We start from the raw sequence: 25966 nt of genomic DNA, 5'->3' as shown, positions 1-25966 counted from the left end.
GCGGCGTGGCGCGGGCACGCCGTCACCGAGGCGCGCACGGGGGCCGGGCTACACTGAACCGATGCTGCTCGAGCACCGCAGCCAGATCCGCTTCTGCCGCGCGTGCGGCAGCGCCGTCGAGCACGTCGTGCCGGCCGACGACAACCGCGCGCGTGCCGTGTGTCCAGCCTGCGGCACGATCCACTACGAGAACCCGCTCAACGTCGTCGGCACCGTGCCGGTGTGGGACGACGACCAGGTGCTGCTGTGCCGGCGCAACATCGAGCCGCGCAAGGGCCTGTGGACGCTGCCGGCGGGGTTCCTCGAGCTCGGCGAGACCACCGCCGAGGGCGCCGTGCGCGAGACCATCGAGGAGGCCGGCGCCGAGATCGATCTCGGCCCGCTGTTCACCGTGCTCAACGTGATGCGTGTCGGCCAGGTGCACCTGTTCTACCTGGCGACGCTGCGCAGCACGCGCTTCGCGCCGGGCCCCGAGACCATCGAGGCGCAGCTGTTCCGCGAGCACGAGGTGCCGTGGGACGAGATCGCCTTCCGCACCGTGCGCAAGACGCTGCAGCACTTCTTCGCCGACCGGCGCAGCGGCCGCTTCGGCGTGCACGGGGTGCACTGCGACGACATCGCCTGAGGCTTCGAACCCAGGCCCCGCAGCTAACCTGCGTGCCGCGCGGCCCAGGGCCCGCCGACCGCGTCGACGCCCAGCTCGAAGAGCACCTGCGCGTCGACGTCGTCGACGACACCCTCGGCGAAGGCCTTGATCGACAGCGCGTGCACCAGCGCGACGGTCGCGCGCAGCACCTGGCGCGCCGCCTCGCTGGCGGCCACACCGGCGCACAGCGACACGTCGAGCTTGACGAAGTCGATGCCCAGCTCGTACAGCCGCTCGACGCGGTGCAGCTGCGCGCCGGCATGCTCGAGCCCGACGCGCACGCCCAGCGGGCGCAACGCCTGAGCCAGCCGCTGCAGCATCTCGAATTGCTCGATGGCCACCCGCTCGGGCAGCTCGAGCCACAGCGTCGACGGCGGCGGCGGGCGGTCGCGCAGGCGCTGCTGCACGTGGATCGCGAAGTCGCCGTCGGCGATCGACGCGGCGCACACGTTGACCGCGCGCGGCACGCCGTCGCGGGCGATGGCCTCGAGCGCCAGCGACAGCGCCGCCAGGTCGGCTTCGGGCGCGAGCCGGCTGCGCAGCGCCAGCGGCAGCCAGCGTGCCGCGGGCTCGAAGGCGCCGCCGGGCTGCAGTTGCAGGCGCAGCGGTGCTTCCAGGTGCACCGTGCGCCGCAGCGCGTCGAGCAGCGCGAAGCGGCCGAGCTCGACGCGACGCTGCTGCAGTGCGGCGGCCACCTGCGCGTGCCACTCGCGCTCCCCGCCGGCCGGGGTCGCGGCGTCGACGGCGCCGACGTCGAGAGCGAAAGGGCCGCGGCTTTCCGCCCGCGCCAGCGCGAGGTCGGCCGCAGCCAGCAGGTCGCCGACGCCGTGGCCGCGCTGGAACTCGATCGCGCCCAGGTGCACGTGCACGCCGCGCCCGATGCCGGCCAGCCCGGACGCCAATGCCGCCGCCAGCGACGACGCGGTCTCGGCGGCCATGCCGCGGGTGGGCAGCACCAGCGCGAAGTCGGCGCCGTTCAGGCGACCGACCAGGCAGTCGGCCACATGCGCCGGGTAGGCCTGCAGCAGCTCGGCGATGACGCGCAGCGCGCGGTCGGCGCTGTCGCGGCCATGCTCGCGGTTGATGCCCGCGAGGTCGCCGAGGCGAAGCAGCACCAGGGCACCGCCGTCGATGCCGTCCTCGCGCGCCAGCAGCGCCGCGAACTGCTCGACGAAGGCGTGCCGGTGCGGCAGGCCGGTCAGCGCGTCGCAGTGTGCGCGCTGGCGCAGTTCGCCGAGCAGCGTCGCCTGCGCCTCGAAGTCGTCGCGCACGCGCTGCACGACGGTGTTGAGCGCATCGGCCACCGGGAGCAGTTCGGCGACCGCAGGCAGCCCGACGCGCTGGAACCGCCCTTCGCCCAGCGCCTGCGCCTGCTGCGCCAGCGCCTGCAACGGCCTGCGCAGCGCCGCCAGCGCGCGGGCCCCGGCCAGTTGCGCGAAGGCACCGATCGCCAGCAGCCAGCCGGCCACCGTCCAGGCGTCGCGCCACAGCGCGTCGTGCACCGGCGCCGACAGCCCGATCACCTCGAGCGTGGCGCCGGCCGCGGGCACGGCCGCGGTGCCGGGGGCCGACTCGATCGGCAGCAGCACGACGAACCAGGCGGGCGCCTGCGGCGTGTCGCCACGGCTGCGCTCGAACCCGTCGCCGCCGGCGTCGCGCATCAGGCGCAGGCGGCGGTACGCGCCGGCGTCGAACTGCGCGGCGAGCAGCGCGTCGGTGCGCCGCGCGTCGCCGCCTTCGCCCGCGATCTGCGCCGCCAGGGCACGCGCAGCGTCGGCATTGCCCGCCTGCAGCGCGGCCTCGCCGAGGTTTCGCGCGGCCACCAGGTGAAGTGCCCACGCCAGGGCCAGCGCCGTGGCAAGCACGGCGGCGAGCAGGCCTTGCAGGCGACGGATCAGCGACATGGCGGCGGCAGGTGTACCACGCCGCCACGCCGGCGCCCGGTGCAGACCTGGCGACGGCAGCGGCGGGCGGGTTCGATCGGGGACATGCGGCGGCCTCGGGGCACGGCCCCGTTGGCACGGTCATCGGCCGGCGCGCGCCGGACTTGATGCCGCTCAGCCTGCGCGCAGCGCCTGCAGCAACCTGCGACCGGCGCGCCCGTTGGCGTCGTGCCCCAGCCGCTGCTGCTCGGCGCGGATCGCCGCGCGGCTTCGCTCGCCGAGCCGTCCGTCGACCTCGCCGATGTCGTGCCCGCGCGCGATGAGCAGCGTCTGCAGTTCGCGGCGCTCGGCGCGCGACAGCCCGGGGTCGTCGGTGGGCCACGGCGTGGCGAACTCGCCGCCGCCGCGCAGCCGGTCGGACAGGTGTGCAATCGCCAGGCCGTAACTCTCGGCAGCGTTGTAGCTGAACAGCGCGTCGAAGTTGCGCAGCACGAGGAAGGCCGGGCCCTGCGGGCCGGCCGGCGCGAGCAGCCCGGCCGGCGTGGCCGGGACGAGCCCGCCGGAGGCCAGCGGCGAACCGTCCGCGCGCCGCAGCCCGCGTGACGTCCACTCGGACAGCGGGCGCTTCGTGCGCCGGCCCTCGCCGCGCAGGTCGAAGCCGGCCGGCAGGCGCGCCTCGAAGCCCCAGGGTTCGGCGCTGCGCCAGCCGGCCTTCTGCAGGAAGTGCGCGGTGGACGCCAGCGCGTCGGGGATCGTGGAGACCAGGTCGCGCCGGCCGTCGCCGTCGAAGTCGACGGCCAGCCGCTCGTAGGTGCTGGGCATGAACTGCGTGTGGCCGAAGGCGCCGGCCCACGAGCCGACGAGTTGCTGCGCCTGCAGGTGCCCGCCCTGCACGATGCGCAGCGCCGCAAAAAGCTCGCCGCGGAAGAACGCCTGGCGACGGCCGAAGCAGCTCAGCGTGCCCAGCGACTGCACCAGCGGCGTGCGCCCGAAGCTGCGGCCGTAGTCGCTCTCGACGCCCCAGACCGCGACGACGGTCTCGGCGTCGACGCCGAAGCGCCGCGCCACGCCGGCCAGCGTCTCGCGGTGCTCGGCGAGCATGCGCCTGCCGTCGGCGACGCGCTCGTCGTCGACCAGCGCCGCGAGGTAGTCCCAGATCGGCACACGGAACTCGGGCTGGTCGTCGAGTCGCGCGACGACACCCATGTCGGGCTGCAGCCCGGCGGTGTGCTCGCGCCAAGTCGACGCCGAAACTCCTGCCGCCTTTGCGGCGCGCTGCAGCCCGGCGAGGCAGCTCCTGAAGTCGGCTTCGGTCTGCGCCGAGGCAGCACCCGCGGCCGCGCATGCCAGGGCCCCCGACAGCGCGGCCGCCCCGAGGCGGCCGCCGCCCGATCGTCGCGCGTTCGTCATTCGGCGATGGTAGCCGCCGGCCCGAGCGTCTGCCGGCACGCACCGCAGCTGCTCGACCCCTCGCGCGCGGAGCGCGACCACTGTGTCGTGGGACGGACGGCGCCGCGCCCTGGCGGCACCGAGTGACGCATGGAGGACCCGCCGCCCGCAGCTGAAGGCCGGCCGCTCGCCGTTGCCGCAGTGCGTGGCCCGCCTTGCGACCCAGACTCAGCGCGCACCGCCGTCCGCGACCAGTCGCAGCGCACTGTCACTTAGCGCGTGCACGAGCATGCGCGACCGCTGCACGGCGACGTGGCTTTCGCCGGCATCGATCACGATGTCTTGGGGCGTGTCGTCGAAGGTGATCCACAGCGATCCCCACCGACACTCGATGACGCTGCCCTGCGGCCGGCGCACGGCCAGCGTGGCACCCTTCGCCAGGCGGTACAGATCGCTGCGGGAAGACGCCGCGGGGACCTGGAATGCCGCGACGAGGCGGCGGAACAGGCCGCAGAGGGAGAGATCGAGGCCGGCAGGAAGGACGGGGGCGCGGTTCATGTCAGGCTCCATGCGATGGGTGAGTCGATGGAGCCAGTGTCCCGGGCGCGGCCGCCGCGCGACAGTGTGCGAACTACGGCCATCCCGCGGCGCGACTACGGTAGCAACACCGTGCCGCAGCCGACGAGTCACGGCGGCAGCAGCCCTTGCTGCGCAGCCTGGCGCACCGCCTCGGCGCGCGTCCTGCCGCCCAACGCCTTCATCGCGCCGGCGACATGCATCTCCACCGTGCGCGGGCTGAGCTGCAGCTCGCGGGCGATCTGCTTGTCGGTCTGACCGGCCGCCACGCGTGCCAGCACTTCGAGCTGCCTCGCCGTCAGCGCGCTGCGCTGCGTCGACGTCGCGGTCAGGCCGAGAAAGGCGCGCATCTCCTGCATCAGCACAGGCCAGGCCGCCTCGGTCTCGAACGGTACGTGGTTGTTGCCCGGCAGCGGCACGAAGCGCGCGCCAGGGATCAGCGCCGCCAGCCGACGCCCCTGCTCGAAGAAGACCATCTGGTCGCCCTTGACGTGCATGACCAGCGTCGGGCAACGAACCTGTGCCGCTTCCGCCTTGACCGACACGCTGAACATCGCCCTCAGGTAGCGCGCGGCCATCTGCGGCGTCGCCGTGGCCTTCTGGATGCTGTCGAAGACGCGCCACTGCTCGACGGTCGCATCGGGCAGGAACTTGGAGACAAAGACCTGGCGCAGCGCCGGGCTGGCGCTGCCCCAGCCGAGCTCGACGAGCTTGATCAGCGTCTCGGCCTCGTCGACGACCCGAGGATCGGGCTTGGTGGTGCTCAGGTACGAGGTGGCGAAACCGCCGACCAGCACCAGCTGGCTGACGCGCTCGGGACGGCGCGCCGCATAGGCAACGGCGATCGCCGCCCCCTGCGATATCCCGAGCAACGCAAACCGCTCCAGGCCCTGGTCGTCGACCACCGCCTCGAGGTCGCGAACCCAGGCGTCCAACGAAACCTCGTCGACCTGACGCTGCGACAGCCCGCAGCCCCGCGCGTCGTAGGTCACGAATCGGCGGTGCGGACTGACCGCGCGAATCATCGCCAGGTCGAACGTGTTCGTGTGTTCGCTCTCGACGTGGGTCAGCCAGGTGGCCGCCTTCACCAGCGGCGGCCCGGCGCCGTACAGCGCCATCGCGAGCTCGACGCCGTCGGCGCTGCGGCAGAAGCGGATCTCGCGCGACAGGGCCATGGGCTCGCTCACTGTCCCTTCCTGTATGCCGGGCCAGTGTAGGCGGCGCGGCGACGGGCCGCCAGCGAGTGGCCCCCGCCCGTCACCGTCCTCGACCGACCCGGATGAGCGCCAGACCGCTCGGCTGTCACCGGCCCCTCAGCGCCGCGGCGGCGGCAGGTCGGTGCACGAACCGTGCGCGACCTCGGCGGCCATGCCGATCGACTCGCCCAGTGTCGGGTGCGGGTGGATCGTCTTGCCGATGTCGACGGCGTCGGCGCCCATCTCGATGGCCAGCGCGACCTCGCCGATCATGTCGCCGGCGTGCGTACCGACGATGCCGCCTCCGAGGATGCGGTGCCCGCCGTCGGGCCGCGCGTCGAACAGCAGCTTGGTGAACCCCTCGTCGCGGCCGTTGGCGATCGCGCGGCCCGACGCCGTCCAGGGGAACAACCCCTTGGTCACCGCGATGCCCCTGGCCTTGGCCTCGTCCTCGGTCAGACCCACCCACGCGACCTCGGGGTCGGTGTAGGCCACGCTGGGGATCACGCGCGCGTCGAAGCGCGACTTCGCGAGCCGGTCGTCGCCGAGCAGCGTGCCGGCGGCGACCTCGGCGGCGACGTGCCCCTCGTGCACGGCCTTGTGCGCGAGCATCGGCTGGCCGACGATGTCGCCGATCGCGAAGATGTGCGGCACGTTGGTGCGCATCTGCACGTCCACCGGGATGAACCCGCGGTCGCTGACGGCCACGCCGGCCTTGTCGGCGCCGATCTTGCGGCCGTTCGGGCTGCGGCCGACGGCCTGCAGCACGAGGTCGTAGACGCCCTCGCTGGTCTTGCCGTCGGCGCCCTCGAACTGCACGCGGATGCCGTCGGACGTCGCCTCGGCAGCCACGGTCTTCGTCTTCAGCAGGATGTTGTCGAAGCGCCTGGCGTTCATCTTCTGCCAGACCTTGACCAGGTCGCGGTCGGCGCCTTGCATCAGCCCGTCGAGCATCTCGACGACGTCCAGGCGCGCGCCCAGCGTCGAGTAGACGGTGCCCATCTCGAGGCCGATGATGCCGCCGCCGACGATCAGCATGCGCTCGGGGATCTGCCGCAGCTGCAATGCCCCGGTGCTGTCGACGATGCGCGGGTCGTCGGGCAGGAACGGCAGGCGCACCGCCTGCGATCCGGCGGCGACGATGCACTGACTGAAACGCACGGCGTGCTTGGCGCCGGTCTTGGCCTGGCCGTCGCCCGTGGTCTCCTCGACGACGACGTGATGCGGGTCGAGGAAGCTGCCATAGCCGCGAACGACCGTGACCTTGCGCATCCTGGCCATCGCCGACAGGCCGTGCGTGAGCTTGCCGACGACCTTGTTCTTGTGCGCGAGCAGCTTGGCCGCGTCGACCGAGGGCGCGCCGTAGGAGACGCCGAGGTCGGCGAAGTGCGCGACCTCGTCCATCACGGCCGCGACGTGCAGCAGCGCCTTGCTCGGGATGCACCCGACGTTCAGGCAGACGCCTCCCAGCGCCGGGTAGCGCTCCACGAGCACCACCTTCAGGCCGAGGTCGGCGGCGCGGAACGCCGCCGAGTAGCCGCCGGGACCGGCGCCGAGCACGAGCAGGTCGCACTCGAGGTCGGCGCCGCCGCCGTGGCTCGCTGCCACCGGTGCGGCGGCGGGTGCGGCAGCCGGCGCCACGACGGCGGCCGGCGCCGACGCCGGGGGCGCCGCGTTCGCCGCGTCGAGCAGCACGATGACCGAACCCTGGCTGACCTTGTCGCCGAGCCCGACCTTCACCGCCTTGACGACACCGGCCGCCGACGACGGGATCTCCATCGACGCCTTGTCGCTCTCGACCGTGATCAGGCTCTGCTCGGCCTTGACGGTGTCGCCGGGCTTGACCAGCAGCTCGATCACCGCGACGTCCTTGAAGTCGCCGATGTCGGGAACCTTCACTTCGACGATTGCCATCGCCGGCTCCTCAGTTCAGTTGTCCAGGCCGCCCGGGCGGCATGCCCGACCGCCGGGGCGCGCGCCTGCAAGCAACCGCCGCGGACCCGGCTTGGCCGGTCCGCTGGCGGTGCCCTTGGAAGGGAGGCGCCGTAGGCGCTTCGGGGGGGCTCTCACAGCGCGATGCGGCGGAAGTCCGCCAGCAGCGACGCGAAGTAGACGTTGAAGCGCGCCGCGGCGGCGCCGTCGATCACGCGGTGGTCCCAGGACAGCGACAGCGGCAGCATCAGCCGCGGCGCGAACGCCTTGCCGTCCCACTTGGGCTCCCAGTTGCTCCTGCAAACCCCCATGATCGCGACCTCGGGCGCGTTGATGATCGGCGTGAAGTAGCGCCCGCCGATGCCCCCGAGCGACGAGATGCTGAAGCAGCCGCCGCTCATGTCGGCCGGGCCCAGCTTGCCGTCGCGCGCCTTCTTCGCCAGTTCGCTCATCTCCTGGCTGATCTGCAGGATGCCCTTGCGGTCCGCGTCCTTGACCACCGGCACCACCAGGCCGTTGGGCGTGTCGGCGGCGAAGCCGATGTGGTAGTACTTCTTCAGCACCAGCTGTTCGCCGTCCAGGCTGGCGTTGAACTCGGGGAACTTCTTCAGCGCGGCCACCGCGGCCTTGATCATGAACGCCAGCATCGTCACTTTGACGCCGCTCTTCTCGTGCTCCTTGTTCAGCTGCACGCGAAACGCCTCGAGGTCGGTGATGTCGGCGTCGTCGTGGTTCGTGACGTGCGGGATCACGACCCAGTTGCGGTGCAGGTTGGCCCCGCTGATCTTCTTGATGCGCGACAGGTCGCGCCGCTCGACCTCGCCGAACTTCGTGAAGTCGACCTGCGGCCAGGGCAGCAGGCCGGGGAAGGCGCCCGCGCCGCCGGCCGGCGTCTTCTTCGCCACTGCCGCGGTCTGCGCGTCGCCGGCCATCACGCGCTTGACGAAGCCCTGAACGTCGTCGTGCGTGATGCGGCCCTTGGGCCCGGAGCCAGGCACCTCGTCGAGCGGCACGCCGAGCTCGCGCGCGAACTTGCGCACCGACGGCGACGCGTGAGGCAGCTTGCCGCCCGCCGCGCTGGGCGCGTGCGCCGGTGCGCCGACCGTCGCCGCGGCCGCTGGCGTCGCGGTGGCCGGCGCAGCCGGCGCGGCGGCCGCCGGCGGCGGCGCGGCGACCGCGGGTGTCGCGGATGCCGCGGCAGCACTCGCGGCCTCGAGCACCAGCACCGGCGAGCCCTTCGAGACTTTGTCGCCGAGCGCGACCTTCATGGCCTTGACCACACCGGCGTGCGAAGACGGGATCTCCATCGACGCCTTGTCGCTCTCGACGGTGATCAGGCTCTGTTCGGCCCTGACCGTGTCACCGGGCTTGACGAACACCTCGATGACCGCGACGTCCGCGAAGTCGCCGATGTCGGGCACGACGACCTCGACCAGGCCAGCGGCCGCCGCCGCGGCGGACGGGGCCTGCGCGGGTGGCGGCGCGGCGGGAGCCTGAACGGACGGCGCCGCCGCGGCCGGAGCCTGCGCCGGCACGGCGGCACCCTCGGCCTCGAGCAGCAGCACCACCGAGCCTTCGCTGACCTTGTCGCCGAGCGCGACCTTCATCTCCTTGACCACGCCGGCCGCCGACGACGGGATCTCCATCGACGCCTTGTCGCTTTCCACCGTGATCAGGCTCTGCTCGGCCTTCACCCGGTCGCCGGGCTTGACCAGCACCTCGATCACCGCGACTTCCTTGAAATCACCGATGTCGGGGACCCTCACTTCGACCAATGCCATGGGATGTCTCCGCGGTTGTCGTTGTCAGGCGTGCAGCGGGTTGACCTTGTCGGGGTCGATGCCGTACTTCTCGATCGCCTCGGCGACCTTGGCCGCCGGCAGCGTGCCGTCGTCGGCCAGCGCCTTCAGCGCGGCCACCGCGATGTAGTGGCGGTTGACCTCGAAATGCTCGCGCAGCCGGTAGCGGAAGTCGCTGCGGCCAAATCCGTCGGTGCCGAGCACGCGATAGCTGCGGCCCTTCGGGACGAAGGCGCGGATCTGCTCGGCGTAGTTCCTGATGTAGTCGGTCGAGGCGACCACCGGGCCGGCGTGCGGCCCGAGCTGCTGCGCCACGTACGGCACGCGCGGCGTCTCGGTGGGGTGCAGCAGGTTCCAGCGCTCGCAGTCCTGGCCCTCGCGCGTGAGCTCGTTGAAGCTCGGGCAGCTCCAGACGTTGGCCGCGACGCCCCAGTCGGCCTCGAGCAGGTCCTTCGCGGCCAGCGACTCGCGCAGGATCGAGCCGCTGCCGAGCAGGTTGACGCGCGGCGCGCCCCTCTTCTTGCCGGCCTGACCCTCGGCGAGCAGGTACATGCCCTTGATGATCTGCTCCTCGGTGCCGGGCTTCAGCCCGGGCATCGCGTAGTTCTCGTTGAGCAGCGTGACGTAGAAGAACACGTTGTCCTGCTTCTCGACCATGCGCTTGAGGCCGTGGTGCAGGATCACCCCGACCTCGTGCGCGAACGTCGGATCGTAGGTGACGCAGTTCGGGATCGTGCCGGCCAGGACGTGGCTGTGGCCGTCCTCGTGCTGCAGGCCCTCGCCGTTGAGCGTCGTGCGCCCGCTGGTGCCGCCCAGGATGAAACCGCGCGCCTGCATGTCGCCGGCGGCCCAGGCGAGGTCGCCGAAGCGCTGGAAGCCGAACATCGAGTAATAGATGTAGAAGGGCAGCATGATGCGGTTGTTCGTCGAGTACGACGTCGCCGCGGCGATCCAGCTGCTCATCCCGCCGGCCTCGTTGATGCCCTCCTGCAGAATCTGCCCGGCCTTGTCCTCGCGGTAGTACATGACCTGGTCCTTGTCGACCGGCGTGTACTTCTGCCCTTCCGGGTTGTAGATGCCGATCTGGCGGAACAGCCCCTCCATGCCGAAGGTGCGCGCCTCGTCGACGAGGATCGGCACGACGCGCGGGCCGAGCGCCTGGTCGCGCAGCAGCTGGGTCAGGAAGCGCACGTAGGCCTGGGTGGTCGAGATCTCGCGGCCCTCGGCGGTGGGCTCGAGCACCGCCTTGAAGGTCTCCAGCGACGGCACGGTGAAGCTCTCGGAGCTGCGCTGCCGGCGGCTGGGCAGGTAGCCGCCCAGCGACTTGCGGCGCTCGTGCAGGTACTTCATCTCCGGCGTGTCGTCGGCCGGGCGGTAGAACGGGATCTTCGGCAGCTCGCTGTCGGGGATCGGGATGTTGAAGCGGTCGCGCATGTAGCGGATGTCGTCGTCCGACAGCTTCTTCGTCTGGTGCGCAGTGTTCTTGCCCTCGCCGGCCTTGCCCATGCCGTAGCCCTTGACGGTCTTGACCAGCAGCACGGTGGGCTGGCCGACGTGGCTGTTGGCGCGGTGGAACGCGGCGTAGACCTTGTTCGCGTCGTGGCCGCCGCGGCGCAACGCCCAGATGTCGTCGTCGCTCATCTTCGACACCAGCTCGAGCGCACGCGGGTCGCGGCCGAAGAAGTTCTTGCGCACGAAGGCGCCGTCGTTGGCCTTGAACGCCTGGTAGTCGCCGTCGAGCGTGTCCATCATGATCTTGCGCAGCGCGCCGGTCCTGTCGCGCGCCAGCAGGGCGTCCCAGTTGCTGCCCCACAGCAGCTTGATCACGTTCCACCCCGAGCCGCGGAACTCACCCTCGAGTTCCTGGATGATCTTGCCGTTGCCGCGCACCGGGCCGTCGAGGCGCTGCAGGTTGCAGTTGATGACGAAAATCAGGTTGTCGAGCCTCTCGCGCGCCGCCAGGCCGATCGCGCCGAGGCTCTCGGGCTCGTCCATCTCGCCGTCGCCGCAGAACACCCACACCTTGCGCCGGCTCGTGTCGGCGATGCCACGCGCGTGCAGGTACTTCAGGAAGCGCGCCTGGTAGATCGCCATGATCGGGCCCAGGCCCATCGAGACGGTGGGGAACTGCCAGAAGTCGGGCATCAGCTTAGGGTGCGGATAGCTCGACAGGCCCTTGCCGCCGACCTCCTGGCGGAAGTGCAGCAGTTGGTCCTCGGTGAGTCGCCCTTCCATGAAGGCACGCGCGTACATGCCCGGCGCCGAGTGCCCCTGCAGGTACAGCAGGTCGCCGCCGTGGATGCCGCCGGCGTCGGTGTCGTCGGCGTGCCAGAAGTGGTTGAAGCCCGCGGCCAGCATGTGCGCCAGCGACTGGAACGAGCTGATGTGGCCGCCGAGCTCGCTGCCGTCGGCCGAGTCGATGCGGTTGGCCTTGACCACCATCGCCATCGCATTCCAGCGCATGTACGCGCGCAGCCGGCCTTCGAGCTCGAGGTTGCCGGGGCTGCGCTCCTCGTCCTCCGGCTCGATGGTGTTGACGTAGCCCGTGGTGGCCGAGAACGGCTTGTCGATGCCGTGCTGGCGCGCCTCCTCGAGCAGCTGCTCAAGCATGAAGTGCGCACGCTCGCGCCCTTCGGCGCTGATCAGCGCAGCGAGCGCGTCGAGCCATTCGCGCGTCTCCTGCGCGTCGGCGTCGTTGGCGGCCGGGAAGGCGTTGGGCAGGGGCTGTGCCGACATGCGTGTCTCCTTGCGTGGGGGTGCGGGCAGCGGGCGGTCGGCGCGGATTCTGGCACAGGCGTCAGAGAATTCCAAATCGTGCGATCACATCCCGCAATACGAAACACAAATGACGTCGAACGCACCGCATGCAGCCAGTCTCGCCACTTGCCGCGCGGGGTCCATTCGATAATCCCCCGATGCCACCGTCCGCCGTACGGGCTCGCACCGCCGCGCTGTCGCGCACCCAGCGCCTGATCGGGCGCTGGTGGAAACGCCAATCGCCGGCGCGGCAGGACCGGTTCGCGACCATCGGCCCGCTGGTGTCGGTGCTGCTGTTCCTGGCGGCGATCATTTCCGCCTTCTGGTACCTGCGCAACGAGGAGATCGAGCGCGAGACCGAGGCGGTCAAGCGCGACACCGAGATCGCGCAGCAGCAGCTACGCCTGCGCCTGGTCGAGAACCAGGACCTGGTGACGCGCCTGGCGCGCGAGATCGTCTCGCGCGACCTCGGCCGCGCCGACTTCGAGGCGCAGGCGTTCGCCATCGGCAGCGATCGGCCGGAGATCGCGCACCTGCAGTGGATCGGGCGCGATCGCGAGCGTGTCGCCGGCTGGTCGGCCAGCCCGTTCCACGTCGAGGCCAACCCGCAGGGCGAGACGACCGCGCTGGCGCTGCCCGACGAAGGGCGCGACACCGAGCCGGCGCGCGCCTTCGAGGCTGCGCGCGAGCAGCGCCAGCCGGTGTACTCGAAGCCGTTCAACGACATCACTGGCTCGCCGGTGTTCCAGGTCTACGTGCCGATGCTGCGCCGCGGTCGCTTCGAGGGCGTGTTGGTGGCCGAGTACACGCTCGAGGTGCTGCTGCGCCTGGCGGTGCCGTCCGAGGTCGTGCAGCGCCACGCGCTGTCGGTGCTCGACGCGGCGACCGGGCGCGAGCTCGTCGGCACCGTGACGGTGATGCCCGGGCAGGCGCCGCGGCCGGCGCAGATCGTCTACGAACTCCCGCTGATGCCCGCCGCCGACGGACTGGTGCTGCGCGGCCAGGGTTGGCGCACCTCGGTGGGGCTGATCAGCACGACGCTGTTCTGGATGGTCGTGCTGCTGTCGGCGCTGACCGTGTGGATGCTGTTCGGCACCTGGCGCCACATGCAGCGGCGCACCCAGATCCAGGACGCACTGGTGGCCGAGACCAACTTCCGTCGCGCGATGGAGAACTCGATGCTCACGGGCATGCGCGCGATGGACCTCGAGGGCCGCATCACGTACGTCAACCCGGCGTTCTGCGCGATGACCGGCTTCTCCGAGGCCGATCTGATCGGGCGCACCCAGCCCTTCCCTTACTGGCCGCCCGACCGCATCGAGGAGAACGCGCGGCTGCTGCGCCAGGAACTGCAGGGGCGCAGCCCGGCCGGCGGCATCGAGGTCAAGGTCCAGCGCCGTGACGGCACGGTGTTCGACGCGCGCATGTACGTCTCGCCGCTCGTCGACGCGCACGGCGAGCAGACCGGCTGGATGACCTCGATGACCAACATCACCGAGGCCAAGCGCATCCGCGACCAGCTGTCGGCGTCGCACGAGCGCTTCACCACCGTGCTCGAGGGGCTGGACGCCGCCGTGTCGGTGCTGTCGGTGCAGCAAAGCGAGCTGCTGTTCGCCAACCGCTCGTACCGCATGTGGTTCGGCGCCGACGCGCGCGGCCACGCCCAGCTCGCCGGCACGCAGTTCACGCTGCCCGACCTGCGCAGCGACGACACGGTCGACAACCTCATCGGGCTGCCGACGCAGGAGCTGACCGACACCGGATCGGACCCGCGCGAGGTGTTCGTCGAGCACCTGGGCAAGTGGTTCGACGTGCGCTCGCGCTACCTGCAGTGGACCGACGGACGCCTGGCGCAGATGCTGATCGCCACCGACATCACCGCGCGCCGTCAGGCCGAGGAGCTGGCGCAGCAGCAGGCCGACAAGGCGCAGGTCACGAGCCGCCTCGTGACGATGGGCGAGATGGCGTCGTCGGTGGCGCACGAGCTGAACCAGCCGCTGACGGCGATCAGCAACTACTGCACCGGCATGGTCTCGCGCGTGAAGGCCGGCACGATCGGCAATGACGACCTCGTCGCCGCGCTCGAGAAGACCGCCCACCAGGCGCGTCGCGCCGGACAGATCATCCACCGCATCCGCGCCTTCGTGAAACGCAGCGAACCGCAGCGCCAGAGTGCGCAGGCGCGGCAGATCGTCGACAACGCGGTCGAGCTCGCGGGCATCGAGCTTCGACGCCGCCGCGTGCAGATCCAGACCTACGTCGCGCAGCATCTGCCGCCGCTGCTGGTCGACCCGATCCTCATCGAGCAGGTGCTGCTGAACCTGCTGAAGAACGCCGCCGAGGCGATCGACATCGCCCAGCTGCCCGCGTCGCGGCGGCACATCGAGCTGCGCGTCGTGCCGCGCCACACGCCCGAGGAAGGCGGCGGCATCGAGTTCAGCATCACCGACGGCGGGCCCGGCATGAAGCCCGAGGTGCTGGCGCGCATGTACGAGGCGTTCTTCTCGACCAAGTCCGACGGGTTGGGCATCGGCCTGGGGCTGTGCCGCTCGATCGTCGAGTCGCACCGCGGCCGGCTTCGCGCGCAGAACCTCTACAATGGAGAGGCTGTCGTCGGCTGCCGATTCTCGTTCACGCTGCCGATCGAACTCGGCGCGCGCGCCGACGAATCTCCGCCCGCCGCCGGGCCGCCACAGACCGAAGATTCCGCCACCCTCCCATGAGCCTGATCCCGAAGAAGGGCACCGTCTACGTCGTCGACGACGACGAGGCCGTGCGTGACTCGCTGCAGTGGCTGCTCGAAGGCAAGGACTACCGTGTGAAGTGTTTCGACTCGAGCGAGTCGTTCCTGTCGCGCTTCGACCCGCGCGAGGTGGCCTGCCTGATCGCCGACATCCGCATGGACGGCATGAGCGGGCTGGAGCTGCAGGACCGGCTGCTCGAGCGCAAGAGCCCGCTGCCGATCGTCTTCATCACCGGCCACGGCGACGTGCCGATGGCGGTGACGACGATGAAGAAGGGCGCGATGGACTTCATCGAGAAGCCGTTCAAGGAAGAGGAGTTGCTGTCGCTGGTCGAGCGCATGCTCGAGCAGGCGCGCACCGCGTTCAGCCAGCACCAGGAGCAGGCCAGCCGCGACGCGCTGCTGTCGCGGCTGACCACGCGCGAGACGCAGGTGCTCGAGCGCATCGTCGCCGGTAGGCTGAACAAGCAGATCGCCGACGACCTCGGCATCAGCATCAAGACGGTCGAGGCGCACCGCGCGAACATCATGGAGAAGCTCAACGCCAACACCGTGGCCGACCTGCTGAAGATCGCGCTCGGCGCGCACGGCAAGGCCTGAGCCGCCGGCCCTCCCGCCAAGGCCGCTGCCCACAGCGGCCTTGTTCGTTTCTCGACCCGCACACCCGCCATGACCGCCCGCATCATCGATGGCACCGCACTCTCCCGGCACCTGCGTGCCGGCGTCGGCGAACGCGCCGCGGCGCTGCGCGCGCGCGGCGTCATCCCGGGGCTGGCGGTGGTCCTGGTCGGCGACGACCCGGCCTCGGCGGTGTACGTACGCAACAAGGTCAAGGCTTGCGAGCAGCACGGCATCCGCTCGGTGCTCGAGACCTACCCGGCGACGATGACCCAGGCCGACCTGCTGGCGCGCGTCGAGGCGCTCAACGGCGACCCGGCGATCCACGGCATCCTGGTGCAGATGCCGCTGCCGCGGCACCTCGACGCGCACGCGGTGATCGAGGCCATCGCGCCGGCCAAGGACGTCGACGGCTTCTCGGTGGCCAGCGCCGGCGAGCTGATGACGGGGCTGCCGGGGCTGCGCCCGGCCACGCCGGCCGGCTGCATGAAGCTGATCGAGAGCACCGGCACCGACCTCAGAGGCAAGCACGCGGTGGTGATCGGCCGCAGCAACACGGTGGGCAAGCCGATGGCGCTGCTGCTGCTGCAGGCGAACGCCACGGTGACGGTGTGCCACAGCGCCACGCCCGACCTGGGCACGTTCACGCGCCAAGCCGACGTCGTCGTCGCCGCGGTCGGCCGGCGCGGCGTGCTGCGCGCCGACATGGTCAAACCCGGCGCGGTGGTCATCGACGTCGGCATCAACCGCGACGAAGGGGGCAAGCTGTGCGGCGACGTCGACTTCGCCGGCGTGTCCCAGGTGGCCGGCTATATCACCCCGGTGCCCGGCGGGGTCGGACCGATGACCATCACGATGCTGCTCGTCAACACGCTCGACGCCGCCGAGCGCGCCGCCGGCTGAGGCACGCGCCGCGCGGCCCCGCCCCCGACCCCTGACCGACACGCCGCACCGATGACCAACCCCCTGCTCGACACCGCCGGACTGCCGGCCTTCGCCGACATCCGCCCCGAACACGTCACCCCGGCGCTCGACGTGCTGCTCGCCGATGCGCGTGCCGCGCTCGAGCGCGCCGTCGGCCCCGACGTGCCGGCGGACTACGACGCGCTGTCGGCGGTGCTCGACGTGGCCACCGAGCGGCTCGGCCGCGCCTGGGGCGCGGTCGGACACCTGAACCACGTTGCCGACACGCCCGAGCTGCGCGCCGCGTACAACGCGAACCTGCCGCGCGTCACCGAGTTCCACACCGCGCTCGGCGCCGACGAACGTCTGTACGCGAAGTACAAGGCGCTCGCCGCGAGCCCGGCGGCGGCGGCGATGTCGGCCGCGCGGCGGCGTGCGCTCGACAACGCACTGCGCGACTTCCGCCTGTCCGGCGCCGAACTGCACGGCGAGGCGAAGGCGCGCTTCACACAGATCCAGGAGCGCGCAGCGGAGCTGGCGCAGGCCTTTTCCGAGCACGTGCTCGACGCCACCGACCGGTTCGCGCTGTACGTCGACGAGGCGCGCCTGGTCGGCGTGCCCGACGACGTGCGCGACGCCGCCCGCGAGGCGGCGCGCGCCGACGCGCGCGAGGGCTGCAAGGTCACGCTGCGCGCGCCGAGCTACTGGCCGGTGATGCAGTACGGCAGCGACCGCGCGCTGCGCGAACAGCTGTACCGCGCCTACATCACGCGCGCCAGCGAGCTCGGCGACCCGGCGCTGGACAACAGCGCGGCGATGCGCGAGTTGCTGCAGTTGCGCCGCGAGGAGGCGCAACTGCTCGGTATGCCCAGCTACGCGCACCTGTCGCTGGTGCCGAAGATGGCCGACAGCCCCGAGCAAGTGCTGGGCTTTCTGCGCGACCTCGCGCGGCGTGCGCGCCCGTTCGCCGAGCGCGATCTGGCCGAACTGCGTGAGTTCGCGGCGCGCGAGCTCGCCCTGCCCGATCTCCAGCCCTGGGACCTCGCCTACGCCAGCGAGAAGCTCAAGCAGGCGCGATACGCGTTCAGCGACCAGGAGGTGCGCCAGTACCTGACCGAGCCGCGCGTGCTCGAGGGGTTGTTCCGCATCGTCGAGACGCTGTTCGAGGTCGAGGTGCGCCCCGACCACGCGCCGGTGTGGCACCCCAGCGTGCGCTTCTACCGCATCGAACGTGGCGGCGAGCTCGTCGCGCAGTTCTACCTCGACCCCTACGCGCGCGCCGGCAAGCGCGCCGGCGCGTGGATGGACGACGTGCGCGGGCGCTGGCAGCGCCCCGACACCGGGTTGCAGACCCCGGTGGCACACCTGGTGTGCAACTTCGCACCGCCGGTGGGCGACAAGCCGGCGCTGCTGACGCACGACGATCTGACCACGCTGTTCCACGAGTTCGGCCACGGCCTGCACCACATGCTCACGCGCGTCGACGACCTCGGCGTGTCCGGCATCAGCGGCGTCGAGTGGGACGCCGTCGAACTGCCCAGCCAGTTCATGGAGAACTTCTGCTGGGAGTGGGACGTGGTGAAGCGCCTGAGCGCGCACGTCGACCACGGCGAGGCACTGCCGCGCGCGCTGTTCGACAAGATGCTCGCGGCGAAGAACTTCCACAGCGGGCTGCAGATGCTGCGCCAGGTCGAGTTCGCGCTGTTCGACATGCGCATCCACCTCGAGTACGGCGCGGCCGAGCGCATCGCCGCGATCGCCGACGAGGTGCGCGACGAGGTGTCGGTGCTGCCGCGCGTGCCCTACAACCGCTTCGCGCACTCGTTCTCGCACATCTTCGCCGGCGGCTACTCGGCCGGCTACTACAGCTACAAGTGGGCCGAGGTGCTCAGCGCCGACGCCTGGAGCGCGTTCGAGGAGCGCGGCGTGTTCGACGCCGAGACCGGTCGGCGCTACCGCCGCGAGATCCTCGAGGTCGGCGGCAGCCGCAAGGCCATCGACAGCTTCCGCGCCTTCCGCGGGCGTGAACCATTGATCGATGCGCTGCTGCGCCACCAAGGCATGGGTTGAAGCGCGGCCGCCGCGTGGGTTAGATTGCGGCGCAACAGCCCGTCGGGTGGTCCGCCGGGGCGCGCCCGCCGGGTGCTGTCCGAAGGAAGACGCATGAGTGCACGTCACCGTCCGTTCGCCCCGACCGTCGCGCTGGCGGGCCTGTGGCTGGCCTGCGCCGCCGCGCCGGCCGCGGCTCAGGCGCTTTACAAGCTGGTCGCCCCCGACGGCGCCGTGACCTACACCGACCGGCCGCCCGCCGGCGGCAACCTGCGTGTCGAAAGCCTGGGGCGCACCGAAGGCGGCGCCGGCTCCCCTGCGCTGCCGCAGGCGCTGCGCGAGGCCGCCGCGCGGTTTCCCGTCGTGCTCTACACCTTGCCCGACTGCGCGCCTTGCGATCGCGGCCGCGACCTGCTGCGCAGCCGCGGCGTGCCGCACGAGGAACGCCGCGCCGACCCGGCGGCCGACCGCGACGCCTGGCTGCGTGCGGTCGGCAGTCTCGACGCGCCGGCGCTGACCGTCGGTGCGCAGGCGCTGCGCGGCTTCGCCGCCGAGGAGTGGAACGCCACGCTGGACCTCGCCGGCTACCCGCGCACGTCGCGCCTGCCGGCGAACTACGCGCCGCCCGAGGTCCAGCCGCTGGTCGCGCGGCGCACGGTGCCCGCGCCCGCCGCCGAGCCGCAGACGCCGGTCGAGCCGCTGCCGCGGCCGTCGCTGCCCCTGCCCGCCGGCGGCGGCATCCGCTTCTAGCCCGCGGACGATCGGCCGGGCGCTGCTGCGTCGAGCCGGCGTGCACTCCAGTTGCCGGCACCGACCGCCGCGCCCATCACCCAGAACAGCGCCGCCACGCCGAGCGCCGCGCCGGCGGCGCCGAACACCAGCGGCATCAGCGTGCTCGCCGCGTTGATCGACATCGAACGCAGCGCGATCGCCTCGCCGTGGCGGTGCGCTGGGGTCAGCTGGTGCAGCGTCGACATCAGCATCGGCTGCACCGCACCGAGCGCAACGCCGAGCAGCACGGCGCAGACGGCCATCGCCCACGGCGACGTGGTCAGCGGGTACACCGCGAAAACCGCAGCCGTGGCGAGCATCGCCGCGCGCACCACGGTGACCTCGCGCAGCCGGTGCGCGAGCAGCGGGATGAGCAGGCGCACGCAGGTCACGGCGAGCGTGAACAGGCCGAGGATCAGCCCGATCGTCGACGCGTTGAACCCCAGCGCGTTGCCCAGCACCGGCACGGCGAAGCTGTGCACGTCCCAGCAGCTCGACAGCAGCCAGTTGACGAACAGCAGCCGCTTGAACCGCGGCGCGGCGAGCAGCGCGAACGCACCACCGCGCTGCCTCGCCGCGGGGCGGTCGGCAGGCGGCAGTGCCGGCACGCGACGCGCGCACCACGCGCTGCCCAGCGGCAGCGCGAGCAGCAGCGCGTAGGCGGCGGCGAAGCCGCCGAGATCGATCGCCAGCCCGGCGGCGACCGGGCCCACCGCATTGGCCAGCGACGGCGCCATGCCGATCCAGCTGAACATGCGCATGCGCTCGACGCCGTCGCGCGCGCGCACGCCCGCGGTGCGCTGCATCACGATCAGCCCGACGTTGCTGCCGGCGCCGCTGAGCGTCGCGGCCAGGCACAGCAGCGCGAACTGCGCCCGGCCGGCCAGCGGTGTCGACGCCAGCGCGACCGCGAGCCCGGCCAGACTCAAACCCACCGCGATGCGCGCCGGCCGGTGGTAGCCGTGGCGGTCGGCCATGCGTCCGGCGCCGAGCGCCAGCAGCACCGGCGCGGCGGCGAACAGCGCCAGCAGCACGCCCACCGACCAAGCGCTGTGGCCCTCGCGCAGCGCCTGCAGCGGCGCGGCCAGGCGCAGCCCGGCCATCGCCGCGTGCATGCCGATCTGCCCGGCGATCAGCAACACGAGCGTGCGGTCGAAACCGCTGCCCGGCGGCGCCGCACCGTCGCCGTCTGGCTCAGGCATGCGGCGACGCAGCGCCGTCGTCGTCGCCACCGGGCAGCAGGCGCTGCGCCTGCGCCTCGGGCAGCGCCTCGACGCTGCGCAGCTGGCGGGCCATCGCACGCGTGCGCGTCTCGGCCGCCTCGATCGTCGAGCTGGCCTCGTCGAGCTTCTTCTTCGTCTTCGCCAGCACGTCGCCGAACTTCGCGAACTCGGTCTTCACGGCGCCGAGCACCTGCCAGACCTCGGCGCTGCGCTGTTCGAGCGCCAGCGTGCGGAACCCCATCTGCAGGCTCGACAGCGTGGCCAGCAGCGTGGTCGGCCCGGCCAGCGTGATGCGGTGCTCGCGCTGCAGCGACTCGACCAACCCCGGGCGGCGCAGCGCCTCGGCGTACAGCCCTTCGGTGGGCACGAACAGGATCGCGAAGTCGGTGGTGTGCGGTGCGGCGACGTACTTCTCGCGAATCGTCTTCGCCTCCAGCCGCAGCCGCGCCTCGATCGCCTTGGCCGCGGCGTCGACGCCCGCCGGGTCGGCGCGCTCGTGGGCCTCGAGCAGGCGCTCGTAGTCCTCGCGCGGGAACTTGGCGTCGATCGGCAGCCACAGCGGCCGGCCGTCGTCGCGGCGCCCGGGCAGGCGGATCGCGAATTCGACGCGCGCGCCGCTGCCGGGCACGGTCTCGACGTTGGCAGCGTACTGGTCGGGCGTCAGCACCTGCTCGAGCAGCCCGGCGAGCTGCACCTCGCCGAACACGCCGCGCGTCTTCACGTTGGTCAGCACGCGGTTCAGCGAGCCGACGTCGCGGGCCAGCACCTGCATCTCGCCGAGCCCCTTGTGCACCTGCTCGAGCCGCTCGGCGACCTGGCGGAAGCTCTCGCCCAGACGCTGCTCGAGCGTGGCGTGCAGCTTCTCGTCGACGGTGGCGCGCATCTGCTCGAGCTTGGCCTCGTTGCCCTGCTGCAGCGCCTGCAGCCGGCCCTCGACGGTCTGGCGCATGTCGGCGAGCCGCCGCTCGTTCGACTCGGCGAGCGCGCGCAGCTGCTCGGACAGCGTGTCGCCCAGGCGCTGCAGCGACTGCGCCTGCTGCTCGGACACGCGCTGCAGCGACTGCGCCTGCTGCTCGGCCTGGCGCAGCAGCGCCGCGTCCTGCGCATCGCGCGCGGCCTGCCCCTGCTGGGCCAGCGCACGCGTCGCCTCGGCGAGCGCGTCGCCGACTTGCTGCTGCATCGTCGCGAGCTGGGTGCGCAGCGTGTCGATCTGCTCGTTCTGCGTGCGCACGCCGTCGCCCGACTGCGCGAGCAGCGTCTGCTGGAACAGCGCCAGCGTGCCGGCCAGCTCCTGCCGCGTGCCGCGCGCGCTGTCGGCCACCTCGGTGCGAAGCTCGCGGCCGAGCTGCTGCGCGTCGTCGGCCGCCGCGCGCCGCAGCGACTCGCCCAGTGCGCGCAGCGGCGCGTCGTCGCTGCGGCGCAGCGCCAGCCACAGCTGCACCAGCAACACGACCGCGAGCAGCGCGAACAGCGCCCAGGCCCAGCCGGGCCATGTTGCGAAGAAGGTCATGCGACGATTGTGTCAGCGCGATCGCGCGCGCAGCGACTCGTACAGGCAGATCGCCGCCGCGGCCGCGACGTTGAGCGACTCCTCGCCGCCGGGCTGCGGGATGCGCACCGCCAGCGCCGCGTGTGCGCGCAGCGACGGCTGCACGCCCTGCCCTTCGTGGCCGAAGACCCACGCGCAGGGCCAGGGCAGCGACGCCCGCGGCAGCGCGACGCCGTCGTGCGAGCCGGTCACCAGCAGTGGCACGCGCAGCGCCGCCAGCGTCTGCGGCTGCGCGGCGTCGATCAGGCGCAGCGCGAAGTGCGCGCCCATCGCCGCGCGCAACACCTTCGGCGTCCACAGCCCGGCGCTGCCGGCGAGTGCGACCACCTGCGCCACACCGAGCGCGGCCGCGCTGCGCAGGATCGAGCCGACGTTGCCGGCGTCCTGCACGCGGTCGAGCACGACGGTGGGTGCGTCGGGCTGCAACACGGCCGCGCCCGGCAGGTCGAGCAGGAATCCCAGCGGCGCCGGCGATTCGAGCGTGCTCAACGACTTCCACAGTGCATCGGCGACGACGTGCACGCGCGCCGCCGCCGCAGCGAGCTCGACCCACGCCGGATCGGCCGACGCGTGCTCGGCCAGCAGCGCGGCGCGCGGCCGCACGCCGCGCCCCAGCGCGGCGCGGCACAGGTGCTCGCCCTCGAGCCAGACCCAGCCCAGCTTGCGCGTGGCGGCCGGCTCGCGGGCGAGCCGGCGCACCCGCACCAGCAGCGGGTTGTCGCGCGAGGTGATGACGGCCGCCTCGCTCACGGTGTCGTCGGTGGGTCGACGGCGTCGCGCACGGGCGCGAAACTGCGCCGATGCAGCGGACATGCCCCGTGTGCACGCAGCGCCGCCAGATGCGCCGGCGTCGGGTAACCCTTGTGCTCGGCGAAGCCGTACTGCGGGTGCGCGGCGTCGAGCGCCAGGCACAGCCGGTCGCGGTGCACCTTGGCCAGTATCGACGCCGCCGAGATCGCCGCGACCGTCGCGTCGCCCTTCACGATGGCCCGCGCCGGCACCGTCAGCGCGGGCACGCGGTTGCCGTCGACGAGCACGCGCCGCGGCGTCAGCCTCAGTCCCTGCACCGCGCGCTGCATCGCGAGCATCGCGGCGTGCAGGATGTTCAGCCGGTCGATCTCGTCGACGCTGGCCTCTGCGATGCAGCACGCCAGCGCCTTCGCACGGATCTCGTCGAACAGGCGATCGCGCGTGACCGGCCCCAGGCGCTTCGAGTCGGCCAGCCCGGCGATCGGCTGCAACTCGTCGAGGATCACCGCGGCGGCGACCACCGGTCCGGCGAGAGGCCCGCGGCCGGCCTCGTCGACACCGGCGACCAGGCCGAGGCATTCCTGCCGCGCGAGCAGCGCGCGCCAGCGTCGCGGCAGCGTCGCGGCGCGCCGATCAGCGGCCGAGCAGCGTGGCGATGGCATCGGTGGCGGCGCGCGCGGTGTCGCGGCGCAGTTGCAGGTGCAGGTCGGCGAAGCGCGCGTGCAGCGCGAGCATGCGCGGCGGGTCGTCGAGCCAGCGCCCGACCTCGCGCGCAAGCGCTTCGGGGCTCGCGGCGCGCTGCAGCAGCTCGGGCACGACGAAGTCACGGCACAGGATGTTCGGCAGCCCCACCCAGGGCTGGTAGCGCATGCGGTTCATGATCTGCCAGCTCAGCTCGTTCATGTGGTAGGCGATCACCATCGGGCGCTTGAACAGCATCGCCTCGAGCGTGGCGGTGCCGCTGGCGATCAGCGTCACGTCACACGCGGCCAGCGCCTCGTGCGAGCGGCCGTCGACCAGCAGCAGCGGCAGGCCCTGCCCCGCCAGCATCGCCTCGAGGCGCGCGCGCTGGCCCGGCGCGGCCGGCAGCACGAAACGCAGGCGCGGACGTTCGCGCAGCAGCAGCCGCGCCGCGGCGATGAAACGCGGCGCGAGGTGCGCGACCTCGCCGCTGCGGCTGCCGGGCAGCAGCGCGACCACCGGGTCGCCGTCGGGCAGGCCCAGCGCGGCGCGCGCCGCGTCGGTCGGCGGGTCGAGCGGGATCACGTCGGCCAGCGGATGCCCGACGTAGGTCGCGCCGACGCCGTGGCGTTCGAGCAGCGCCGGTTCGAAAGGGAACAGGCACAGCACATGGTCGGCGCTGGCCGCCAGCCGCGCAGCGCGGCCGCCGCGCCAGGCCCAGACCGATGGGCAGACGAAGTGCACCGTGCGCACGCCGCCCGACTTCAGCCGCGCCTCGAGGCCGAGGTTGAAGTCGGGCGCGTCGACGCCGACGAACAGGTCCGGACGTTCGGCGAGCAGCCGGCTGCCGAGCTCGCGCCGCAGCGCCGACAGCGCGCGATAGTGGCGCAGCGCCTCGGCGTAGCCGTGCACCGCCAGGCGGTCGCTGGGCCACCAGACGTCGAAGCCCTGCGCGACCATCAGCGGCCCGCCGACCCCGGCCGCCCGGACGCCGGGCCAGCGCGCCTTCAGGGCCGCCAGCAGGTGCGACGCGAGCAGGTCGCCCGAAGCCTCGCCGGCCACCATGGCCAACCGGGGTGCGTCGTCGTCCATGCGCCGTCGCAGCCGTCAGAGGGTCAAGGCATCGGCGTGCGAGGCGGAACCGTCGGACCACGCACCGTCGGGCCACCGCCGCGGGTCCGGCCTGGTCGGCCCGCCGGCGCCGCCCCCTCGAGGGCGTGCGCCGTGAGCGCTGCGGGCGTGGGCCATTCAGCGGGCGATGCCGCGGCTGGCGCCGGCGAGGAAGTCCAGCATCAGCGCGACGTCGGCGGCGGCCTCGGGCGTCGACGACGCCAGTGCGCCGATCTCGGTGCGGGCCTGCTCGAGCGTCTTGCCCTGCCGGTACAGCAGCCGGTGCATCTGCTTGACGGCGCCGATGCGCGCCGGCCCGAAGCCGCGCCGGCGCAACCCCTCGGCGTTGAATCCGCGCACCGCCAGCGGGTTGCCGTCGACCAGCATGAACGGCGGCACGTCCTGCGTCACGGCGCTGGCGAAGCCGACCATCACGTGCGCGCCGATCTTGCAGAACTGGTGCACGCCGGTCAGCCCGCCGACGATGGCCCAGTCGCCCAGGTGCACGTGGCCGGCGAGCGTCGCGTTGTTCGCCAGGATCGTGTGGCTGCCGACCTGGCAGTCGTGCGCGAGGTGCACGTAGGCCATGATCCAGTTGCCGTCGCCCAGCCGCGTGACGCCGGCGTCCTGCGCGGTGCCGCGGTTGAAGGTGCAGAACTCGCGGATCGTGTTGCCGTCGCCGATCTCGAGCGCGGTCGGCTCACCGGCGTACTTCTTGTCCTGCGGCGCTGCGCCGAGCGAGCAGAACTGGAAGACACGGTTGTCGCGCCCGATCGTCGTGCGACCCTCGATCACGCAGTGCGCGCCGACCGTGGTGCCGGCGCCGATGCGCACCTGAGCGCCGACCAGCGTGTAGGCGCCGACCTCGACCGAGTCGTCGAGCTCGGCGCCGGGGTCGACGAGGGCGGTCGGGTGGATGCGCGCCATCGCCGTCTCACGCCGTGCGGCGCATCGTGCACATCAGCTCGGCCTCGACGGCGACCTCGTCGCCCACACGCGCCTGCGCGCCGTACTTGAAGATGCCCTGGCGTTGGCGCTGCAGCGAGACGTCGAGCAGCAGCTGGTCGCCCGGCCCGACGACACGCTTGAAGCGCGCCGCGTCGATACCGGCGAAGTAGAACAGCGTCTTCTCGTCGAGGTCGACGCCGAGCGTGTCGAACGAAAGCAGCGCGCTCGCCTGGGCGAGCGCCTCGAGCATCAGCACGCCGGGCATCACCGGCCGCGACGGGAAGTGGCCGACGAAGTACGGCTCGTTGATGGTCACGTTCTTCAGCGCCAGCAGCCGCCTTCCGGGGTCGACCTCGAGCACGCGGTCGACCATGATGAACGGGTAGCGGTGCGGCAGCTTCTTCAGGATCTGGTGGATGTCCATCGTCGGGGCGGCGCGCGCC

20 protein-coding genes are annotated in these 25966 nt (G+C 72.2%); 6 read left to right on the top strand and 14 right to left on the bottom strand.

Annotation, left to right across the window (positions count from 1 at the left end):
* Window positions 1-61: 61 nt before the first annotated feature.
* Window positions 62-625, top strand: a complete 564-nt coding sequence (locus tag PKC53_RS06700; protein ID WP_324427526.1) for an NUDIX hydrolase — start codon at window positions 62-64, stop codon at window positions 623-625.
* A 23-nt stretch (window positions 626-648) separates the two neighbouring features.
* On the opposite strand, the gene PKC53_RS06695 is transcribed toward PKC53_RS06700, so the two are convergent.
* The 7 genes from PKC53_RS06695 to aceE form a co-directional block, all read right to left on the bottom strand.
* On the bottom strand, window positions 649-2550 hold the full coding sequence (locus PKC53_RS06695; RefSeq protein ID WP_324427524.1) for an EAL domain-containing protein: 1902 nt from the start codon (window positions 2548-2550) through the stop codon (window positions 649-651).
* 153 nt (window positions 2551-2703) lie between these two features.
* Entirely contained in the window at window positions 2704-3939 is a 1236-nt protein-coding gene (locus PKC53_RS06690; RefSeq protein WP_324427522.1) for a lytic murein transglycosylase, read from the bottom strand.
* 207 nt (window positions 3940-4146) lie between these two features.
* Entirely contained in the window at window positions 4147-4476 is a 330-nt protein-coding gene (locus PKC53_RS06685; protein ID WP_324427521.1) for a DUF2917 domain-containing protein, read from the bottom strand.
* Between the two features lie 128 nt (window positions 4477-4604).
* Entirely contained in the window at window positions 4605-5669 is a 1065-nt protein-coding gene (locus PKC53_RS06680; RefSeq protein WP_324427519.1) for an alpha/beta fold hydrolase, read from the bottom strand.
* A 138-nt stretch (window positions 5670-5807) separates the two neighbouring features.
* Complete coding sequence (gene lpdA / locus PKC53_RS06675) at window positions 5808-7604, bottom strand: dihydrolipoyl dehydrogenase (protein ID WP_324427517.1); 1797 nt, start codon at window positions 7602-7604, stop codon at window positions 5808-5810.
* A 152-nt stretch (window positions 7605-7756) separates the two neighbouring features.
* Window positions 7757-9403 carry a dihydrolipoyllysine-residue acetyltransferase gene (gene aceF / locus PKC53_RS06670; RefSeq protein ID WP_324427515.1) on the bottom strand — a complete coding sequence of 549 codons (1647 nt, stop codon included), beginning with the start codon at window positions 9401-9403 and terminating at the stop codon, window positions 7757-7759.
* A gap of 24 nt (window positions 9404-9427) precedes the next feature.
* On the bottom strand, window positions 9428-12157 hold the full coding sequence (gene aceE / locus PKC53_RS06665) for a pyruvate dehydrogenase (acetyl-transferring), homodimeric type (RefSeq protein WP_324427513.1): 2730 nt from the start codon (window positions 12155-12157) through the stop codon (window positions 9428-9430).
* 179 nt (window positions 12158-12336) lie between these two features.
* Here aceE and PKC53_RS06660 point away from each other — a divergent pair, with 179 nt between their 5' ends.
* The 5 genes from PKC53_RS06660 (at window position 12337) to PKC53_RS06640 (ending at window position 19241) form a co-directional block, all read left to right on the top strand.
* Entirely contained in the window at window positions 12337-14901 is a 2565-nt protein-coding gene (locus PKC53_RS06660; RefSeq protein ID WP_324427511.1) for a PAS domain S-box protein, read from the top strand.
* Window positions 14898-15521, top strand: a complete 624-nt coding sequence (locus tag PKC53_RS06655; protein ID WP_324427509.1) for a response regulator transcription factor — start codon at window positions 14898-14900, stop codon at window positions 15519-15521. Before PKC53_RS06660 ends, PKC53_RS06655 begins: the two co-directional genes overlap by 4 nt.
* Before the next feature lie 69 nt (window positions 15522-15590).
* The gene (gene folD / locus PKC53_RS06650; protein ID WP_324427507.1) at window positions 15591-16442 is read left to right on the top strand and encodes a bifunctional methylenetetrahydrofolate dehydrogenase/methenyltetrahydrofolate cyclohydrolase FolD; all 852 of its coding nucleotides are present in this window, start codon (window positions 15591-15593) and stop codon (window positions 16440-16442) included.
* A gap of 51 nt (window positions 16443-16493) precedes the next feature.
* Window positions 16494-18512: a M3 family metallopeptidase gene (locus tag PKC53_RS06645; RefSeq protein WP_324427505.1), complete on the top strand. Its 2019-nt coding sequence runs from the start codon at window positions 16494-16496 to the stop codon at window positions 18510-18512.
* Window positions 18513-18605: 93 nt separating this feature from the next.
* Window positions 18606-19241, top strand: coding sequence for a glutaredoxin family protein (locus PKC53_RS06640; protein WP_324427503.1), 636 nt, complete (start codon window positions 18606-18608; stop codon window positions 19239-19241).
* On the opposite strand, the gene PKC53_RS06635 is transcribed toward PKC53_RS06640, so the two are convergent.
* The 7 genes from PKC53_RS06635 to fabZ all read right to left on the bottom strand — a co-directional run bounded on the left by PKC53_RS06635 (window position 19238) and on the right by fabZ (window position 25947).
* On the bottom strand, window positions 19238-20464 hold the full coding sequence (locus tag PKC53_RS06635; RefSeq protein WP_324427501.1) for an MFS transporter: 1227 nt from the start codon (window positions 20462-20464) through the stop codon (window positions 19238-19240). The two genes, PKC53_RS06640 and PKC53_RS06635, sit on opposite strands and share 4 nt — an antisense overlap.
* Window positions 20457-21995: a DNA recombination protein RmuC gene (rmuC, locus tag PKC53_RS06630; RefSeq protein ID WP_324427499.1), complete on the bottom strand. Its 1539-nt coding sequence runs from the start codon at window positions 21993-21995 to the stop codon at window positions 20457-20459. Before rmuC ends, PKC53_RS06635 begins: the two co-directional genes overlap by 8 nt.
* Window positions 21996-22007: 12 nt before the next feature.
* Window positions 22008-22784 carry an RNA methyltransferase gene (locus PKC53_RS06625; RefSeq protein ID WP_324427497.1) on the bottom strand — a complete coding sequence of 259 codons (777 nt, stop codon included), beginning with the start codon at window positions 22782-22784 and terminating at the stop codon, window positions 22008-22010.
* Window positions 22781-23446, bottom strand: a complete 666-nt coding sequence (rnhB, locus tag PKC53_RS06620; protein ID WP_324427495.1) for a ribonuclease HII — start codon at window positions 23444-23446, stop codon at window positions 22781-22783. The genes PKC53_RS06625 and rnhB overlap by 4 nt, the downstream gene beginning before the upstream one ends.
* Window positions 23418-24557, bottom strand: coding sequence for a lipid-A-disaccharide synthase (lpxB, locus tag PKC53_RS06615; RefSeq protein ID WP_324427493.1), 1140 nt, complete (start codon window positions 24555-24557; stop codon window positions 23418-23420). The genes rnhB and lpxB overlap by 29 nt, the downstream gene beginning before the upstream one ends.
* Before the next feature lie 156 nt (window positions 24558-24713).
* Window positions 24714-25502 (bottom strand): acyl-ACP--UDP-N-acetylglucosamine O-acyltransferase, encoded by a 789-nt coding sequence (gene lpxA / locus PKC53_RS06610; RefSeq protein ID WP_324427491.1) that lies wholly within the window; start codon window positions 25500-25502, stop codon window positions 24714-24716.
* A 7-nt stretch (window positions 25503-25509) separates the two neighbouring features.
* Window positions 25510-25947 carry a 3-hydroxyacyl-ACP dehydratase FabZ gene (gene fabZ / locus PKC53_RS06605; protein ID WP_324427489.1) on the bottom strand — a complete coding sequence of 146 codons (438 nt, stop codon included), beginning with the start codon at window positions 25945-25947 and terminating at the stop codon, window positions 25510-25512.
* Between the last annotated feature and the right edge of the window lie 19 nt (window positions 25948-25966).

The sequence above is a fragment of the Azohydromonas sp. genome (assembly GCF_035325925.1).
Taxonomy (GTDB): domain Bacteria; phylum Pseudomonadota; class Gammaproteobacteria; order Burkholderiales; family Burkholderiaceae_C; genus Calidifontimicrobium.
The sequence above is the reverse complement of the archived record's forward strand: the minus strand, read 5'-3'. Positions and strand labels throughout refer to the sequence as shown.